We start from the raw sequence: 20,121 nt of genomic DNA on the forward strand, positions 1-20,121 counted from the left end.
ATAGTATAGAGTATTACAAGGGAAAAGAAAAAGTTTTTGGAAAGCTTCATTACAGCTTTAATTTAGCTCAAATTTAGCTTTAAAAGCTTTAGAAATAGCTTGGTTGGAGCTTTAGTTGTCATTTACAAGAACTAATGTTACTCGTAGACAATTAAGCATTTTCGGCTTAATTAAAAAAAAGAATCATAGAAGCCAAAATTTATTCATATTTTGTACCTTTTAAATTAGTGATAATTTTGTTTAAGAACTGTAAAATATTGATGGCATTTTCACACTCTTTTTTATATATCTCAGCATTAGCATCATCATGTGATGTTGGATTTAAGATGAAGTTTTTATAAAACTCACCTCGTTTAATTAGAGCTTTAATTGTTTCGTTAGAAATTGTCCCGTCAGCATTTTGAATTTTTTCAGTAAACTCAATTTCTGTTTTGTTTAATGGGTTAAATGAAGATTTAATACAATTAATTTTAACTTGTTCATTTTTTGTAGAATCATCCAAAATTTTTTGCACACTCTGATAAAAACGATTTGTTACTTTGTGCGACCGAATATAATGCTTGTCTTCAGATTTTAAAGTATCTATAATTTTTTGTAACTCCTCCACTCTCCCCAACTCTAAAAGTTGTTCAAATTCTGTAATAATTCTCTCAAACTCTTTTCGTATAAAATTCCCAGCAGAGTATTCATCACCAGTTGAAAGGCTACCCTTTGCATCTGTTAAATAGCTAATATCTTTATCGTACAAAAAGGCTTGATGATCGTGTACAAAAAGTTTTTGTACTTTCCATTGATTAGCTTCTTCACTATCTAAATTGATCAATTTTCTTGCCATATTAAAAAACTGTAAATTATGGGTCAAAATAAGCTTTTGATAATCTTGGAACTCTTCTAAAATATACTTCATAATCAATTTTCGATTCGCCATATCAAGGGACGTCAAAAAATCATCTAATACCAAAAGTTTAAATCCACCATTTTCAGCTTCATATTTTTTAGCAAGAGCAAAATAGATAGCCACACCGATAAGTTTGAGTTTGGCTTCATTGAAATGGTGTGAAAGTTTTCCATCATATTCGATATCATCAATTTTTATTTTTATGGTAGGTGGATTAAACTCTAAAACTTCACTATTTCCAGATTGTGCAGGCGTAATTACAAAGGAAATTTCAAATGTTTCATCAAATTTTTTAATAATTTTATTAATTTCTTTAGTTGGAAAAAAATGTCCAAATACAAACTGCAATAATTCGTTCTCTGACTTAAGTATATCTTCAAACTCAGTCCTAACTGCATCAACATCATCATTGCCAATTTTATCAATTATCTTTTTTTTTAACGTGTCTAGATTGCTAAATTGAGCATAGCGCTTAAAATGATGATTTTCATCAGCACCTGCATAAGGACTTTTCATCTGCGGAAAATCTTCAAATAGCGTCTCATTTAGTGCAATGTAAAAATTTTCTTTTGTAAGCCTATTTAGTACTTTTTCATTCGCAAAGTAAATAGTTGGTTCTATAGAATTGAAAAATGCTTGGTTTCCAGTTTTTTCTACTCTCATGACATTAAAATCAGAAAGTTCATCTGTGATACGGTTTAACTCTTTGCCTGCATCAAAGCTAATATTAACTTCTAAATTTTCTGTTTCACATCCTCTCGATCTATACGTTTCTTGTATGTTTGAAGCAATATTTTTATCTAACCTTTTTTGATGATAAAAATTTGAGTATAAAGCCTCATAAATAGAACTTTTTCCTGTTCCATTTTCACCATAAATCAGTAAACTCTTCCCATCAAAATCAACAGTTAAATCTTTATGAAATTTAAAATATTTAAGTTCGGCTGTTTGAATTTTCATTATTCGCCTCTAAAAAACTGTTTGTAAAGGTTGCAAGACTCTTTACTTGGAGTGTCACTCATCCTTCGTTTTAATTTATAAGGGTATATTGAAAGTTGATTTGGATCTAAATACTTTTCTAAAAGTTCAAACCCTCTATACAATCTACCAAAACCATCTGGACAAATATAATCTTTATCATAAAATACTTCCCATTTGTTGTACATAATTTTAATCGTTAAATCATACATATCATTCTTAATGTAAGTCGTAGAACCTTTTGCATACGATTGTCTTACAAGTGATTGGGCAAACTTAACTACAGTATTGTTATTACTGTTTAAATCATTTTGAACTAAATAGACTATTATTGCATCTTTTGGATAAGCATTGGTGTACAAATCTATAAGTTGAAACCATTTTGCAAGTTCATTATCAGCTTGTTGTTTCCTTGATTCAAAAAATTCAACAGCATCAACGATACGACTTAAATCATTTAAAATTTCTTTATATGTTTTCTTTTTAAACGGTGAATATTCCATTTTTTCAAAAAAATCTCGTAGCCCTATTTCTGAGCTCTTAATCCCTTGCTCACCTCTTATAATATATGAATAAATCTTAAACGCTCTAAGTTTGAGCTTGTCATCTGTCGCTTCACATCGTTCATCGAAAGATTTCCAAAGTTCCACAAAAGTATCCTGTTCTTCATCTCTGTTTGCCATATAGTAGAGATTTGATTTAAAAATATCACTATCATCAAGCGGCATCCCTCTATTGTTCATAGTTTCAAAAATTTTCAAAGCTTTTTCTCTCGCTTTAGCAGTATTTTCACCTTCTGAAAAAATGGGGAGCAATGAAACATCATAAAGAATAAAATCTATAAAATCTTTTATATCGTTCCCATCTTGATAAATTAAATTTTTGACTTTTTCATAGAAAAAATAGATATTTGTTTTAAATTTATCTTTTTTATCTTTTGGCTTTTGATATTGATAATTTTCACTTAATACTTCATTAAAAGATTGTGAATCCCTTTCTATAAAAATATTTGTTTTGACTCTTTGCTCTATGATTGCATCTGTTCTATCATCTAATATCCAAATTGTATTTTTGAGTTTTCTATTGTTTGCATCAAAAGCCCATAAAACTTTTAGAAACATAATCAATGTTGTTAAACGTTGCTGTCCATCTATAACCTCAAATTCATCCCTGACAGATGTTGCAAGTACAAGATTGCCAATAAAATAGCCTTCTGATTTATTTTTCTGAAATGCTGTTTTTAAATCCTCAAAAAGTTCTTCACATTCACTTTCAGTCCAAGAATAAGCTCTTTGATATGGAGGAATAATATATTTGGTTCTATCACCAAAAATTTTTAATATATATTTTTGTTCTGCATTGAGTTGTAAAGCCATTTTTATCCCTTTAACATAGATGAAATAAGATATGTTTTGTGATTAATTCTACCTAAACTGATATGAAGAAGGTATAAAAAAATTTTAAACTATTTGAATTTGCCATATTAATTTGTATTTAATGATAATTGTCCTTTGCATTTGCTCACACTTTAAATACTTTTTATCATAAATATTTGTACCATAATAGCATTTAGCAACTACTTATATTATGCTTCAGGTCAAAATTATTTCCAAAAATATATAAACTAATGTTACAAAATATATTTATAAAGATTAATATATTTATTTTTATAATAACTAATGTTATTAAATTTACATTTAAAATTATTTTTTATTTTGATATAATTTTTATATGGCAGTCAGAAAAATAAAGAAAAGTTACATCTCTTGTGTCGGATATTTTAAAAGTTATAAAAACAACAAGCAGTTGGCTTTTGAATCAATCTTGGAAAGAGATTTTTTCATGTTGTTAGAGTTTGATAAAGATGTTGTTTCGTTTGAAGAGCAGCCACTGAAAATCAAATACAAGCTAAAAGCAAAAAACACAAGATATACCCCTGATGTACTAGTGATATATAAAGATGGCTCAAAAAAAATCTTTGAAGTTAAATACCAAAGTGATATAGACTCAGATCAAGAGCTACAACATAAGATATCTGTTTTAAAAGAAGAGATTTCCCGACAAATGTCACTTCCCTTTGAAACATTTACAGATGCACAAATAGACCAAATATATTTCAAAAACTGTATTTTTCTCTATAAAAATGCTTTTATCTCTGAAAGTCAAACTATGACCAATAAAGTACTAGAGAATATCAATAAGCTTTCTGAGCCCATTTCTATCAAATCATTTTTAGAACTTTTATCAACCAATCAAACTGAACAATTGCAAATCCTTCCCTATCTTTGGCATGAGATATTCAAAAACCCTGCCTTGATAAATATGAATCAAAAGATCACTATGTCATCTCTTATCGCAAAAGGAGCAAGTCATGAGTAAACTAGACCTCTCAATCGGTTCCAAAGTCTTTTACAATAACGTTGAGCATATCATATTAAAAGCTGTCAATTTTCACACTCTATCCATAGCTCCAACAGATAATCAAGCTGAAATTATCAATGTAAAAATACAAGATCTATCCTCAAAGCCTCAAGAGGAAAAAACTCAGCTAGACAGTTACACGGAAGAAGAGTGGAGTGGGGCAAAAAAGAAATACGATGCTATTAAAGAGCTCGTCTTTAGAAAAAAGTCACGTGACGAAGTTGAAGAGGTAGCTGCTAAATACAATGTGACCGCTATGACAGTCTATCGTTGGATAAAGACCTATGAAGAATCAGAAAAAATCAGTTCACTTATCTCAAGCAAACATAAGCGCGGTAAAAAAGGAAGTCGCATAGAGCCTTTGACTAATAAGATCATTGAAGATGTTATAGAAGAACTATATCTTACCAAACAAAGAATCGGTTTTCCTAAAATCTTCAACACAATTAAAGCAGAATGCAAGAAGCTCAACATAACCGCTCCACATGAAAACACTGTCCGCAATAGAATAAAAATAATCGATCCTAAATTCGCTCTGAAAAAACGCTTTAGTGCAAAAAAAGCAAATGAAAAATATGGAAATTTTGAAGGGGAATATCCAGAGGGAGACTCTCCTTTGGAAGTGTATCAGATCGACCATACTCCGCTTGATATCATACTCGTTGACTCTCACTCAAGAAAACCTCTTGGCAGACCTTATTTGACACTTGCAATTGACGTGTATTCAAGAATGGTTGCAGGATTCTATCTCTCTTTGCAAGCACCTGGATACTTCAGTGTGAGCCAATGTCTCTATAATGCTTTTTTACCAAAAGATGATTTTCTAAAAAAATACGAAGTTCAAGGCGAATGGGAAATATACGGGATTCCTTCCAAATATGCCGTTGATAACGGAAAAGATTTAATTGGGCTTGACATGCAAAGAGTCTGTGACGAATTTGGCATGACTATGGTTCGAAGACCGGTCGGAAGACCACAATATGGGAGCCACGTAGAGAGGGTTTTTGGGACCATAAACAAAGAGATTCATAATTTACCAGGTACTACATTTTCTAATATATCCGAAAAAGCTGAGTATGATTCCATCAAAAACGCAACTTTTACCCTTGATGAGATAACAAAGTGGCTCACTGAGTTTATCGTCAATGTTTATCATAACCGTGTACATCATGGAATAGGCATGACACCAAGACAAAAATACAGTTTAGGTATCTTTGGCGATGATGAGAATCCGGGTACAGGCTTGCCGCCGATTGTAGAAGATCAAGAGACGATTAAAATCGCTCTCTTGCCTGCATTTTACCGAACCGTTCAAAAAGACGGTATCACACTTGATGGCATTACGTACTATTCGGATGTTCTGAGAACTTGGATAAACAGGGATGATGAGCAAGGCAATAAGCTAAAGTTTAAAGTCAAAAGAGACCCACTTAGCATCCAAAAACTTTATTTCTTTGATCCAGAGCTCAAAGAGTATTTTGAGTTAAGCTACAGAAAGCTTCATGCTCCAGATATGACCGTATGGGATCTGTATGCAGCCAAGAGATATCTAAAAGAGAATAGCATCAAAGATACAAACGAAGATGATCTCTTTGATGCTTACGAACGGCTCACACATATAGAAAAACAGGCAAAAGAGAAAACAGCCAAACATAAAATGAGAAAAAGCAAAGCACCTAAAATGAGCGACATCAAGTCAAAAAGCAAAACAGAGAGTCAAGTTGTAAAAGAAAAAAATACAAAGCCAACTGATGACGTTTTTCATGACCTCTTTGACAACATAGAAACTTTTCACATTAAAGAGTAGCGTATGAATATTGAACTGACAGAAGAAACAAAAAAAATACTTGGCAGCTCTGATGAAGAGAGGATCAAATATATCAATGAAGAGTATTGGATTGACTATCCTATCGCTCAAAACATCTTAGAAAAGATGGAAGATATTTACGATTTTGGATATGGCAAGACCAGGTACATTAGCATCTTGCTTGTTGGCGGGAGCAACAACGGAAAGACATCTCTGCTCAAGCAGTTTTTAGAGAAGCATCCGCCCTACGATTACAATATCGATGGCGAACAGCCTGATTGGATTGCAGATGACTTCTTTGATAAATACACAGGCATTGGCAGACCTGTTTTATATGTCATCTCACCAACAGAACCAAGCGAAAGCAGACTCTACAGTATTATCTTGGAGCAGTTGAATATACCCTATAAAACACGAGACTCCTTGGATGTAAAAGCCAAACTCGTAGAGTACTACCTTAAAGCCTTAAGTGTCAGAGTCCTAGTTATTGATGAGATTCATAACATACTAAATGGTTCACCTGCACGACAAAAGCAGATAATGAGTGCCATAAGAGATTTAAGCAGCAAGCTAAAAATGCCCGTAATTTTGGCAGGCGTTAAAGAGGCTTTGCGTGCTGTCAATACAGAGGACCAAATCAGCAGTAGATACAGACCGGAATATCTAACTAAATGGAAGATGGATAAAGATTATATAAGTCTATTAGCCACTACAATAAGCAAACTGCCACTCAAAAAACAATCTACTATCATCAACAAGGATGATGCACAAGAGATTCTTGAGCTATGCAACGGATATATCGGGGAGATTGTAAACCTGATCAAAGCTGCTGCCGTATATGCAATAAAAACTGGCAGCGAGAGAGTTACCATCAACGAGATAAAAGAGTGTGGATTTAATACTCTGCAAAATATTCATAAGACTATGAATCTCAAAGATATATGATCAAAAAGATAAACTTTCCGGAACTAAAAAATGAAAACTTTGTAATCATCCCTCTGCCGCTTGAAGATGAACTGCTTTCCTCCTGGATAGTCCGCACAGCCTATGCCCACAAAACGCATCCGCATACCTTCACTAACCAATATCTAAACTACAGACACCACTCTTTTTTTCTTTCCCAAAGCGATCTTACTTTAGATCCAGAGATGATCAAAATCATTGAAGAAAAAAGTCATCACAAAATAGATATCCGTTCCCTAATGCTAACGACTTACTCTGGATATATTCAAGAAAATATCTATGAGAATAATCCGGCTACATTTTTTACCCATCAAAAATATTGTCCCATCTGCCTGCGTGAAGATAAAGTACCCTACTTTAGAAAAAAATGGCGGGTTGTTTTTTACAATATTTGTCATAAACATCAATGCCGTTTATACGAACATTGTCCTTCTTGCGAAACAAAACTCGATATCTCGCAGATGTATAAAAATAAGCTACCATACACATACTGCCACCACTGTGAATTTGAACTGAAAAAAGGAAGAAAATTGCCAATTCATAAAAAGTATATTTCAAGTCTTGACTATCAAAACAAGATTTTTAAAACTATAGAAAACGGCTATATTCAGCTTGGCGAAACTTCTATCTACTCTTTTTTATTTTTCGAAGTGTTTTCAAAACTATCCAAGCTTATACTTCTAAACGGTAAACATCAATTTATAAAAAAACATCCGTTATTTTCACTCATAAAAGATGCAAAACAACAAAAAGTCAACCATCCTATATTTAAAAAAGTAGATGCAAAAGCACAATCAGCGCTTTTTGGGTTGATTATGTATATTTTTGAAAATTTTCCACACAATTTAAAAGTCTATATCCAAGCAAACAAGCTTACATATCACGACTTGACAACAAAAATGTCAGATATACCGTTTTGGTATGAAAAAGGTGTCAATGAAATCACACCTCGGTATTTGCCACATAGCATGACCGTAACCAAAGAAGAAGTGGAACATGCAGAAGAATATTTAAAGTCTATTGGTAAAGATGTCAATAAAGCGAACCTAACAAGACTGTTTGGATGCAATTTCGGGAGCAATGATAATGATTTGAAAAATTTCATTCAACAATCATAATACCACTACTTCAAGTGTAAATATGATATTCCATATCCCAAAAATGAGCCCCCATATCTTTTCTTTCAAGCAAAGATTTAAAGTCTCTCCTTATTAACCTACTAGACACGGTTTTTAGATTGTTTACAAATGAAGATAGCTTTATATGAGGAGGAGCACTAAAATGAATTATAACTTTTGACTGCTCCTCTATTGTGATGTCTATAAGCTCACATTTATGCTTGTCGATATTTTGTAATATGATATTTTTTAGATTTTCTTCTAGTGCATCATATATAATTTTTTTATCCTCAAATATACTTACAACTAAATAATAATTAAGGTTATAAAATGAGTGTCTATTCCGCTTAAATTCAGTGTTTAACAATATAATTAATCCTTGACAACTAAATATTTTTTGTGTATAATATTATATATTAGCATTGTTTGTCAAGAGTTTTAAAAATATGACAAATTGCAATAAATTTTTGAATTTTAAAATATTTTCTATACTCTTCTTTTATATAAAATATTTTTGGATAGAATACCAAAGGAGTTAACATGACAATGATGCCAAACAGAACTAAAATTCTTGAAAAAAGTCTATGCGATTACTACTGGGCTTATTCTGATATCCTTAGGGATATAGGGATTAATGAATCTACTTATGATCAAAGAATCATGGCTTTTATGGCTTTAAAACTTCTAATTGACAATGACAAGCTTATGTTCACTTTTGAATATAATAATAATTTTGGCTTGGATCATGCAATATTTGCTAAATATGACTTGGGTGAAACAAAAAAAACTTTTCTAAATATTATAAAAAATATAGAAAAGCTTGGGCAAAATCTAAATTATTTCACACAAGAGAGCAAATATAATCCAGATACCTCTAAAAATATTTTGACCTATTTAAATCATTTTAAAACATTTGAACTTGAAAGATACATTCAAGAGCTACCTAATAATTATCTTGAAAATGTACTTGACATTTACACATATAAGGCAAATTTTAGAGACTATCCAAAAGAACAGTACAAAGACTTGTATGAAGCTACTATTTCAAGAATGAAAAAACTTAGTGGTGATTTAACAGGGCAACATTTCACTCAAAAATCTATCGTGCATCTTATGTGTGAGGTTTCTAAGTTTGAAGCTGAGGGCTATGATAAGCTTGCCATTTACGACCCTACTTGTGGGACGGCTAGTATGCTTATGGAATCAGCACACTACTTTTATAATAAAAATAAAATAGAAAATATTGAGGTTTATGGACAAGAGTTACACGGGCAAACTTGGCTTTTAGCAAAAATATTTTTAGAAATAAGTTCTCTTGATGGAAAATCACAAGGTATTAAAAATACGATAGCTTATGGCAATACCTTAACTAATCCTGCTTTTGCTAATGGAATCAATGGAGATACAAGCTTCGACTTCATCATAGCAAACCCACCATTCGGCGTGGATTGGAAGCATAACTATGATGAAATAGTACAAAATATGAACAGCAAAAAAAGTGATTTTTTTGTAGTCAAAGATGAAAAGAACAAAGTAGTAACTCCTAAAAAATCTGATGGGCAATTTTTGTTTATGCAACACATAATAAATCTGATGAAGTCAGAAAAAAGAAGAAACAAACATGCTCATGCAGCGATAATCAGCTCTTCTACGCTTATAAGTACAGGTAGTGCCACAAGCAGTGAAGCAATGATACGAAAAGCTATATTTGGTACAGGTTTTGTAAGTGCTGTACTTGAGCAACCAAATGCAATGTTTACTAATACAGATATAAGTTCGCATATATGGTTTTTGGATAGTGATCCAAGCGAAAAAATCACAATAGTAAAAGCAGACACAAAAGAGGAAGAGCTTTTTTCACCACATCCTCAAGCAAAAGATAAGATGAAAAATACGTATAGCGTAAAAAATATTCGCAGACTTGCCACTCTTATCAACAGTAAAAAAGAGTTTAAATATAAATCAAAATTTATAAATTCAAAAGATATATATGAGATAAATATATCAAATGAGATAGGTTTCAAAGATGACACGGAAGAGTTAAGCTTTGATGATCTTACAAATGAACTCAATTCTATCATGAAAGAGATGTGTAATGAGTTTCAAAATAATCCATTGTTTGGGACAAAATAGATGATAGGTACTTTAGATAGTCAGGTTATCGATAAGTATAAAGAGTTTCAAAATAAGTCTGGTGAATATCTTGATTTAGATATTGAAAGAGTTGAGTTTAAGAAAATCTCTTTGTCTGATAACACATTTTTTGAAATAAATCCAAAAAAAAGCGAGATAGATATTTCTTTAAAAAACTCAAATATAGATGTGTCATTTGTCCCATTAGAGAAAATAGATGCACAAAAAGGCATAATGGACTCTTCTGTAACTAGAAAAATAATTGAAGTTTATAATGGTTACACATATTTTAAAGAGAATGATGTGATTTTTACAAAAGTTACTCCTTCTATGGAAAATGGTAATTTTGCTATTGCTAAAAACTTAACAAATGGAATAGGTTTTGGCTCAAGTGAATATCATGTTTTTAGATGCAAAAATTTTATACCTGAACTATTGTGGCTATTGTTTAGAGCAGATTTTTTTAGAAAAAGAGCACAAAAAATAATGCGTGGTGCAGGTGGCTTAAAAAGAGTTCCCGTAGATTTTTTTGATACTCAATATATACCTATCCCGCAAGATTATAGTGAAAAGTATAAATCAATTGATATTCAAAGAGCTCTAGTTGCATTTTTAGAATTTTGGAAAATAAATTATACTGATGTTTTTAGAAAAACTATGAATCAACAACAACCTATATTTAAAAAAATTAAAAATACTTTAGTCCCTGCTACATTTAGGCATGATGATACTTTAGTCAAAAGCTTTAATGAGTTTGCTAAAAGAAGTGGATATGAAATTAAATTAGATGAAATAACTTTTGAAAAAATAGATTTTTTTGATATTAAAAAGGCTGATTTATTGTCTCCAAAGAAATTGGAAAAAAATCAAGATTTAATATTACAAAATGCAGAAACAAATGGTTTTCCTGTTTATTCTGGTGCTTCTGAGTACCTTTGTAAAGTTAGTGAATTAAATTATCCAGGTAAAATATTCATTCCAAATAAAGAAAACCCAGATATTTCATTTGCAAATAACGGTGATGGTTCTGCTGGTAGAAATTTTTTTATTCATTATGATAAGTATTTTATAAATCAAGAAAGAACTGTAATATCATTTTCTAATGATATTAAATTTTATAGTTTATTTATTCTAAATCAAATTAATAATATGAGAGCCAAATATAATATGAATCGTGAAAATCGCCCAACTCCAAAAGATTTACCAAAATTTGGTATTCAAATAGTAGTGCCATTTCATAAAAAAGTTAATTCATTTGAAACACAAAAAATTCTTGTTGAATTTTGGAATTGTATTTTTGATGATATATCTAAAAAATTTAACAATTTTGAAAAGATTAGTGATTTAACAGCGAAAATTGATGAAGTACTTTTGCATAAAACATTTAATGAAATATATTGGAGAAAATGATGAGCAAAGAAAGCATTTATAAACAAATAGAAAACTTCAACAATACAAAAGAAAATCCAAATGACCCCAAACCCTTAGGTAGTAAATATTTTTATATAGATTCAAAAAAAGCAAGCGAATCAGCATTATTTATTAAAGAGTTAATTCATCTCTCCAAATTAAGTCTAAGTAACAGCTTAAATATTATGGATCTTTGCTTTGGAAGTGCTAATTTAACTAGTCATGTAATATTTGATACACCGTTAAATATTGACCATATATATTTGAATGATCTTGAAACAAGTGTCACAAATCAAAATATTGACTTAGATTCAAAAATAACTATATTAAATAATGATTTTTTAAATTTTACTCAATTTTTAAGCTATGAGAAAACGATTGATTTTTTAGTATTTAATCCTACAATTAGCGATACAGAAAGATTTAGAAAAATTTCCATTCAAGATAGTGATAAAATTATTGAGTACAAAACAACACTTCCAATTAAAGATGCTTTTGAAGATTATTACAAAACATCAAATTATATAATTAAATCTTTTGCTGTTGATTCTACTTTTAAGCTGATAACCATAGAATTTGATAATACTACAGATGAACTTACAGATTTACCAAATAGTTTTAATAATTATTCTATTAAATATAAAACAAAAAGAATGAATGATTATAAAGATAAATCCTCTACTATTACAGAGATAAACAAAACAATTTCTACTGTATTAAAAGATGATGGAGTTGTACTATTTGTTGGTACAGATTCACAAAGAAAAGCAATCTTTCAAAATTATAATGTTACATATCGTTATATTAGAAGTGACAATGATGTCTTTATAATGCAAAAAAAAGATATCAAGGTAATAGAATGTTATGAATTAATAGACAATAGTTTTGTATTAAATGAAGATTGTCAGGCTACTAAAATTAATGATGCAGCTTCAAATGATAACATCAATGATCTTTTTAAAGAATTAGATGACTTAAATACTTCCTCAAGCGTAAAATGTATAAATTTAAATATTAAACAAGCAGATAAAACAATGAAAACAGGCGAAATTGAAAAATTCATGTTTTCAAATGCACTAAAAGGCAAATTAACCTTTCCACATAAAAATATTCTTTTAAAAGGTGTTCCCGGAACAGGGAAAAGTAAAACTATTGATAATATTATTTTTGATGATGACAAACTAAACATGGGTGAAATACAAAACAATATTCTTCGTATCAATATTCATTCTGCTTCATCAAATAGTGATCTTATGCAAGGTATATCTATATCAACAACTGACAATAAACAAAATGTAATATATAAAGAAAAACAGGGGGCTATCTTAAGTCATATTTTTAAAGCTATTTATAAACCAAAACAACCATTTGTCTTGATACTTGAAGAGATACAAGAAAATAGTTTGAATGAATTAATCGGAGATTTGATTTATCTTATTGAAGATACTAAAAGAACTGCAATCGAGCTAGATATTCCAGATGGCACTGGAATATCTTATGATGAATTATTTAATAAAATAGACCAAAAATTTAAAGAAAACGATAAAACTTTACATCATGTAGAGCTACCAAGTTTGGTTGAAAACAGCGATACTAATATCAAAATGATTATTCCTAAAAATCTTTTTATTTTTTGTACTTCAAATTATAGAGACGATAAAAAAGTAATTGAAGATAATCTTTTAAGAAGATTTGATGTGATTGAGATCTATCCAAAAAATAGAAAACAAGTAGGAAAAGATGAAAATGGTGAATACATTTTCAAATCTGATGATGTGTCTAAATTTCTTGAAAAATTAAATAACCAAATATTAGAACAATTCAAAAATGAAACTCATCCTGATAGATATATGATAGGTCATGCCAATTGGCTTGACATACAAGAAGACAGTGAAGATAGTCAAATTGCATTTTACAAAGCACTATTAAAAGTGATTATTGAGTTTAAGGAGATAAGAGAAATAGACTTTGATAGTGAGGTAAAGCCTATATTAGAAGAAGTGTTTAGAAAAGATGAAAATATATCAAATCGACTAGAAGGATATTTAAAAATATTTTATAATGATGATAAGTTGGAACTCAAATCATATAAGAATATTGTAGATATTTTACAGCAAAAAGTTTATAAATCATTTTTTTAAAATGAGCTTTGATGATGGTAAAAACAATATTCCTACAAGAAAATGAAAAAAATATCTTTCAAGCTTTAGAAAATCAAGGAATAAATACAAAGGTATTCGAAAATCATTTTGAAAATCTTTTTAACAAGCTGTATAACAATGAGGTTGGATATTATATTTTCAACCAAAATGATTTCATTTATCGGTTGATAGTTTTACCAAAGACTATCAATAAAAATAGCATTACAAAAGAGAAAGATTTTGTAAATTATCTACTTCATTACTACAGAGTGAACAATAAATACCAATTTGATAACACAAAGCGAATAGCTGATTCACTTTTAAGTCTTGCATTTGACAATATTAACGATGAGTCTAATGCTTCACATTTGCCACTTGACGAATTTGAATTTTACAAATATGAAGCTATCCTCAATAGAATAGAGCATTTTTTTAAAAATCACAAAAACTATAAAAGAGTAAAAGTTGACTACAAATCACAAGACATTAAACACAAACTACATTTAGCCAATAACATAAAAGAGATTGATAAAACAAAAATACATCAAATACATACTATAGATATGCTGTATTCCCAAATAGCTACTATTTCATATCATGCACTAAAGTTTTTTAAATCTCACAGGATAAACAATATTGATCCAATATATCAAAAAAATTTAGTTTATAATGCAAAAAAAGTACTCAGCTTTATAGCCAACAAATTCACGGTAGATAAAAGTTATAAAATCACTCTTTCAAAACTCAATAACCTCAAAATGCTCAAAGTATTTAATGCAAAAACTGAGACTCAACAGCTATTAGTAGATATCAAATCTTTATTTGGTTTTGAGCAGATGTATCAAGATAATGAAGTGTATGTTAGCAATCGATATGATTTAACTACAACATCATTTTTTATCAATCCTTCAACATTCTATGAATGGTATGTTTATGAAATTTTAAAAGATTTTGCAGAAAATAAAAAGTATAAAATTTTCTTTGATAAGGACAAAGAGAATAAAACTACAACTAAATATAATTTGGTTTCAAAAGAGCATGGAGAGGATAAAAAAAGAAGTTCTAATCCTGATTATATATTAATAGATGAAGATAAAAAACTAAAAATTATTTTTGATGCAAAATGGAAAAATATTAATGCATTGGCGGATATACAATCTAGTGATTTTTTAAAACTTAAACATGATGCTTCATTGTTAGATGATAATGACTATAGAACAATACCTTATTTAATTTATCCAAAGTATTTAGGCAGTGAAGATAGTATTAGTATCTCAAAAAATGAAAGTATACATTTTGATTTTGGTATTTTACAAATTGATATGAACTTTGATAAAGAAAAAAATAGTATAGATTTTAAATATGATTTTGAGAAAATTGAAAAGCAGATTGAAAAAGAAAAATATGAAAAAAATATTCAAGGAAGTTCTGATAAGTTAACTAGTGAAATAGATATTCGTAGAAGCGAGTTAATAACTCAACTTTTAAACAGGGAGGGTCTTGAAAACAAAGAAGAAATATTTGGAAAACTTGATAATACACTTTTAGAATCAGCAACAAAATTAAGTGAAGAAATAGGAGAGAAAATATCTCCAGAAGTTCAAGAAGTGCTTGACCAATATAGTGATATTTTAGAGGAAGATAGTATAAAGTTTTTAAAATCTTCTTCTTCAATATACAACTATTACGTAGCTAGAAACTTTGAACATTTTGATTATTCTATGCCCGCAAGTGGTTTATGGAAACTAGTTGAACTTGAGCTTAATACGTCTTTTTCATGGTTTCTAAGAATCAAAAGTAATGTATGTAATAATACTTCTCCTTGGACAAATATATCAAACTCAAGACGAAGTATCACTCAAGATTTAGAGAATAGAAAGCAAGTGAAGTTAAATCAATTCGAACACAATAATATAAGTAAACTTCAAGGCATAATGCTAGGTGGAATTATTTTGCTTCTTAAAGATGCAAAAACAATTGAGGAGTTTGATGAAATAGAAAATTTGAATAGAGTATTTTTCACATCAGAATTAACTGGATTTCTCTCAGAAATTATTAACTTAAGAAATGAACATGCACATATAAAAGCAATGTCATTAGAAAAATTTGATGAACTTTATAAAAAATTATTTATCAATAATGATTTAACAAAAACAAATATTTACAAACTATTAGAATTTAAAAAATCAACCAAATCTTTTATTACAAAATAATTTTTTTCAAAACACTCTCGCACCACCTCTCAATACTATCATCATCAACATCGCCTTTTTTATGCTCTTTTTGCTCAAATAAAAGAGAGTAGTTCTTTGCAACATACTGAGCAAGGTCTTTATACGGCAAATCCTCTTCAATGTAGTGCTCAATTATATCTCGCATATCATCTTCAGCATACGGTTCTGTATCATCAGATGTAAAAAATATCCAAGTAGAAGGTCCCCAACTGCTGTCTTGCTCTATCTCCACAATGTATACTGCTTTTTGATCATAAGCAAGCTCTCCAAACAAAAATCTTCTTTGCTTGTTTTCATCACCATAAAGTAATGATTTTGCCTTAGTTGACTTTCGTTTTTTATTTTGAATTTTACTAATACTTAACGGTCCGACGAGTTCTGAACCTTCTACAAATGCAAAAGTCAGTAAAGCCTCATAAAACTGATAAAAATTTTCAAGGTTAAATATCTTTTTCTCGGTATTATTTTCTTCTGGGTCATTTGATATGGCAATTTCACCAAGATCTTTATCTCCGTCAGCTGTCGGAGTTTCAAAACTGTTCCCCACCGTTTTTGGAATATTATCAACAAGCAGTTCTGATTCATTCTCTAAATAGATAGTTGTTTCATGCATAGGTACTTTGTTTTTATAGTATTCATCTTCGTTTGTGCATATGATATATGTTAAATACTCACTAGATGGTGTGCCCGTATAAATCTTATTGCTTCTTTGAGGCTTTTTTCTTTTGAACTTTTTCTTAGGCGGCTTGGGAATATTATATTGCTCAGGACCAATATCTCTAGGGTCTGCTTTGGCACTAAACTGTTTATAGTAAAGCTCTTCAAATCCTAGCGCTGAGTTGTCCGAATGTATATTTAGGACCAAGTACTTAGGCTTACCTCTTTCATCATCTCCTAGGTATATGTATGAAGCGTATATCTCAAAAGGATTTTTAACAGGGAATTGCGCCTTGATTTGTTGATACTCAAAGCTCGCACTTAAAGATTTTTGATTTGAAATATATTCAAGTCTTGCTCTTGCAAAAGAATTACCTATAAAACGACATAAAAAAGGCAGGTCTTTTTTTCCCGCTTTCTTTTTAATATGCAGCTTTATGACAGTTTCTCCTTTGGCATTTTTTTCATTATGGAAACTACCTTCATAATAAAGCTCTCCAAGCGTCTCACTCATAATCGCATGTTTCATAGATGAAGATAAGAAGTAGAATCTATTTGCTATCGTATAGCACGGTATTATAAGTGTACATTCGTCTTGTATTTCTACATGGGCATATTGTCTCAACAGGTACTTAGTTACATCTTCATAATCTATTATGTTTTTAGCCTCTTCTTCACTAAGAACAGTTGATAAACGCACAAGATTTACATCAATATTTTCATTGACTGTAAACTCTCCTTTGAGTAAAGTTTTATTCTGACCGACATGCTCACCGTCAGTATATATATGTCCAACTTTATATTTGTATCTCATCATCTCTGGAACAAGAAACCGGGAAAAGTATCTATTGGTTCTTATGTTTCTAAAAATTGCTTTGTAGTAGTTTGGATGTTCTTTTATATTTATGTCGGTGACTGTGACAAATTCAAATGGTTGATTGGGGAATTTTGAGAAGAAATCGAGGATTGTTGAATTGTTTTGTGACAAATCTCAATCCTCCTGTAACATTTATTGTTGTTGAGTAACTTTTGTTCTTGTAAATGACATTTATGTCCTGTAGTCGGCGTTTATCTTAACGTATTCATGCCCTAAATCACACCCGTACGCCTTAAAGCTGCCATCGCCTATTCCAAGGTCGCAAGAGATGGTAAATTTTTTATGCTGCATCACTGCTGCGCACTTCTTCTCCATCTCAGCGTCAAAGTAGAGATTGCCTTTGTCATAAACGCAAAGGTTATCAAAGGAGATACTCAGCTTCTCTTCATAAGCCTCAACTCCGCTTGCTCCGATTGTAGAGGCAACTCTTCCCCAGTTTGGGTCCTCTCCAAAGAGTGCAGTTTTAACCAAAAGCGAATCAGAGAGTGCTTTTGCTGCAATCTCTGCATCTCTATCATCTTTTGCACCTGTTACTTTGTAAGTTACTAGCTTTGTAGCGCCTTCGCCATCACGCACCATCTCCAGTGCTAAAAAGTGCATTACTTTAAAGAGTACCTCTTTAAATGCCTCTTTATCATAAGCACCGCTTCTGCCGTTTGAGAGAAGCAAAACTGTATCGTTAGTAGAGGTGTCACCATCAACGCTTATGGCATTAAAGGTAGTCTTTACACACTCATCAAGAGCCTCTTGCATCTCCTCTTTACTTACTTTTGCATCAGTAGTAATAAAACAGAGCATTGTTGCCATTGCAGGGTTTATCATCCCCGCACCCTTAGCAATTGCTCCGATATTAAAACTACTTCCATCTTCCAATATAACTTTAAATGCGACCTCTTTAGCAAATGTATCTGTTGTCATGATAGCCTTTGCAGCTGCCGCAGAATCTCTTTTTGTCAAGTCAAAAAGTTTCATCCCCTCTATGATTTTAGCTTTTGGAAGCCTAACACCAATCACGCCAGTTGAGCTCATGATAGGGTTTTTCACATTCGCTGGAGATGCAGATAGCACTTCATCTATATCTTCAATACCTGCTTTGCCCGTCATCGCATTTGCATTTTTTGAGTTTATAAGAACAAAGTTTGTTTTAAAATTACCCATTTGACGAAAGTGCTTAATCGGTGCAGCACACATCTTATTTGTAGTAAAAAGCGAAGCAACCTCGCACTCATCTTCACTGTAGATAAATGCCATATCTTTGGCACCATCTTTTTTTAACCCTGCACTCACACCATCTGCAAAAAAACCATCACTTGCACAAACTCCGCTGTTTGAGTAGATTATATTATACAAATTTCAGCTCCTTTGGCTTCTCTCTTCTTCTTAAGAGCTCTTTTGTTACGTTAATACCATGCTGTGTTCCCACAACCAGAAGCTTACACTCGCTTGTTATTAAAACATCGCCCTTTGGCATTGCTATAAACTTACCATCTTTTTTGGTAATCCCCACTACCGAAGTGTTTGTTGTCCCTCTAATATGAGTCTCTTTTAGTTTTTTAAGAACTGCCCAGCTATATTTTGGCACCTCTATCTCTTCCATATTAAGTGGATTATCACTCTTGTATAAAAACTCTTCAAGCAAGTTTTCCATATCCGGACGTGCTGCCATTGCGCTTACTCTTTGAGCTGTTAGTTTTGTAGGAGAGACTACTGTATCAGCTCCGAGTTTTTTTAGTTTATCTACATCACTTACACTCTCTGCTGAAGATATTACATAATATGGTCTTGGCAGAAAATGCTCTTTTTCAAAAAGTCTAACAGAGGCAATAAGGGCAATATTATCAGATATTGAGTTAGAGAGAGTGATAAGACCTTTTGCCGATGAGAGATGAGCTTTTAACATAGTCAGCTCAGCATGAGGCTCCGCCTTTAAATACGTAGTATATTTATGCTCTTCAGCCCACTGATGTATCTCCTCTCTGGGATCAATGACAACAAAAGGTATATGATTTTTTCTTAGCTCTTTTGTTACCTCAAGTGTATACTCATTGTGATAACATACTACAAAGTGCTTTTTCAACCTTGCTATACTGTACAACATTCTTCTCTCCTTTACTATTCTCCTAAGCTCGCCTTTTCTTACAACATCAACAACAATACCCATAGCAATGGTAAAAACCGTAAAACCTAAAATAATAAGCGTTACTGTAAAAATTTGTCCTGCCGGAGAAAACTCTCCCTCTTTCATAGAACCAAATCCAACGGTGGTAAATGTATATCCTGCCTGAAAAATCGCATCCATTATGGAGTAATTTTCTAGATAAATGTATCCTATAGTACCTATAAGCATAAGTATCTGGACTAATATTAGAGGTGTTCTAAAAGGTAAAAATTGGGAATAGAGTTCACTATTGAGTGTTACATGAGGTTTGGGAGATGACTCCCAATGTAGAAATTTTCGAATCCTCTCTAGGAGATTCAAGCTAA

General features: G+C 31.1%; 14 protein-coding genes. 8 read left to right on the forward strand and 6 right to left on the reverse strand.

The features are described 5' to 3' along the window. Positions 1–199: 199 nt before the first annotated feature. The gene (locus M0Q20_RS02470) at positions 200–1,858 is read right to left on the reverse strand and encodes an AAA family ATPase (protein ID WP_295058529.1); all 1,659 of its coding nucleotides are present in this window, start codon (positions 1,856–1,858) and stop codon (positions 200–202) included. Then, the gene (locus M0Q20_RS02475; RefSeq protein WP_295058531.1) at positions 1,858–3,252 is read right to left on the reverse strand and encodes a DUF262 domain-containing protein; all 1,395 of its coding nucleotides are present in this window, start codon (positions 3,250–3,252) and stop codon (positions 1,858–1,860) included. Before M0Q20_RS02475 ends, M0Q20_RS02470 begins: the two co-directional genes overlap by 1 nt. 466 nt (positions 3,253–3,718) lie before the next feature. Between M0Q20_RS02475 and M0Q20_RS02480 the strand changes: the two genes are divergently transcribed. From M0Q20_RS02480 to M0Q20_RS02495, 4 genes are read left to right on the forward strand one after another with little or no spacing between them, the layout of a single operon-like run. Then, on the forward strand, positions 3,719–4,255 hold the full coding sequence (locus M0Q20_RS02480) for a TnsA endonuclease N-terminal domain-containing protein (protein ID WP_295058533.1): 537 nt from the start codon (positions 3,719–3,721) through the stop codon (positions 4,253–4,255). Next, complete coding sequence (locus M0Q20_RS02485) at positions 4,248–6,104, forward strand: Mu transposase C-terminal domain-containing protein (RefSeq protein ID WP_295058535.1); 1,857 nt, start codon at positions 4,248–4,250, stop codon at positions 6,102–6,104. Before M0Q20_RS02480 ends, M0Q20_RS02485 begins: the two co-directional genes overlap by 8 nt. A 3-nt stretch (positions 6,105–6,107) precedes the next feature. Continuing rightward, positions 6,108–7,049 carry a TniB family NTP-binding protein gene (locus M0Q20_RS02490; protein WP_295058537.1) on the forward strand — a complete coding sequence of 314 codons (942 nt, stop codon included), beginning with the start codon at positions 6,108–6,110 and terminating at the stop codon, positions 7,047–7,049. After that, a complete protein-coding gene (locus tag M0Q20_RS02495; RefSeq protein ID WP_295058539.1) occupies positions 7,046–8,185 on the forward strand; it encodes a TniQ family protein in 1,140 nt (379 codons plus the stop codon). The genes M0Q20_RS02490 and M0Q20_RS02495 overlap by 4 nt, the downstream gene beginning before the upstream one ends. A 10-nt stretch (positions 8,186–8,195) precedes the next feature. Here the strand turns inward: M0Q20_RS02495 and tnpA are convergent, their stop codons facing one another. Beyond that, positions 8,196–8,552, reverse strand: coding sequence for an IS200/IS605 family transposase (tnpA, locus tag M0Q20_RS11035; protein WP_366933648.1), 357 nt, complete (start codon positions 8,550–8,552; stop codon positions 8,196–8,198). Between the two features lie 173 nt (positions 8,553–8,725). Between tnpA and M0Q20_RS02500 the strand changes: the two genes are divergently transcribed. The 4 genes from M0Q20_RS02500 to M0Q20_RS02515 are packed head-to-tail and all read left to right on the forward strand — an operon-like array spanning position 8,726 to position 16,082. Continuing rightward, on the forward strand, positions 8,726–10,318 hold the full coding sequence (locus M0Q20_RS02500) for an N-6 DNA methylase (protein ID WP_295058541.1): 1,593 nt from the start codon (positions 8,726–8,728) through the stop codon (positions 10,316–10,318). After that, complete coding sequence (locus M0Q20_RS02505) at positions 10,319–11,728, forward strand: hypothetical protein (protein WP_295058543.1); 1,410 nt, start codon at positions 10,319–10,321, stop codon at positions 11,726–11,728. Further along, positions 11,728–13,869 carry an AAA family ATPase gene (locus M0Q20_RS02510; protein ID WP_295058545.1) on the forward strand — a complete coding sequence of 714 codons (2,142 nt, stop codon included), beginning with the start codon at positions 11,728–11,730 and terminating at the stop codon, positions 13,867–13,869. Before M0Q20_RS02505 ends, M0Q20_RS02510 begins: the two co-directional genes overlap by 1 nt. An 11-nt stretch (positions 13,870–13,880) precedes the next feature. Then, the gene (locus M0Q20_RS02515; RefSeq protein WP_295058547.1) at positions 13,881–16,082 is read left to right on the forward strand and encodes a hypothetical protein; all 2,202 of its coding nucleotides are present in this window, start codon (positions 13,881–13,883) and stop codon (positions 16,080–16,082) included. Here the strand turns inward: M0Q20_RS02515 and M0Q20_RS02520 are convergent. From M0Q20_RS02520 to M0Q20_RS02530, 3 genes are read right to left on the reverse strand one after another with little or no spacing between them, the layout of a single operon-like run. After that, positions 16,072–17,748 (reverse strand): hypothetical protein, encoded by a 1,677-nt coding sequence (locus M0Q20_RS02520; protein ID WP_295058549.1) that lies wholly within the window; start codon positions 17,746–17,748, stop codon positions 16,072–16,074. The two genes, M0Q20_RS02515 and M0Q20_RS02520, sit on opposite strands and share 11 nt — an antisense overlap. Positions 17,749–17,808: 60 nt before the next feature. Next, the gene (gene argJ, locus M0Q20_RS02525) at positions 17,809–18,987 is read right to left on the reverse strand and encodes a bifunctional glutamate N-acetyltransferase/amino-acid acetyltransferase ArgJ (RefSeq protein ID WP_295058551.1); all 1,179 of its coding nucleotides are present in this window, start codon (positions 18,985–18,987) and stop codon (positions 17,809–17,811) included. Further along, positions 18,980–20,116 carry a TrkA family potassium uptake protein gene (locus tag M0Q20_RS02530; RefSeq protein WP_295058553.1) on the reverse strand — a complete coding sequence of 379 codons (1,137 nt, stop codon included), beginning with the start codon at positions 20,114–20,116 and terminating at the stop codon, positions 18,980–18,982. The genes argJ and M0Q20_RS02530 overlap by 8 nt, the downstream gene beginning before the upstream one ends. Positions 20,117–20,121 lie beyond the last annotated feature (5 nt).

Source organism: Sulfurimonas sp. (assembly GCF_023229025.1).
Lineage (GTDB): Bacteria > Campylobacterota > Campylobacteria > Campylobacterales > Sulfurimonadaceae > Sulfurimonas.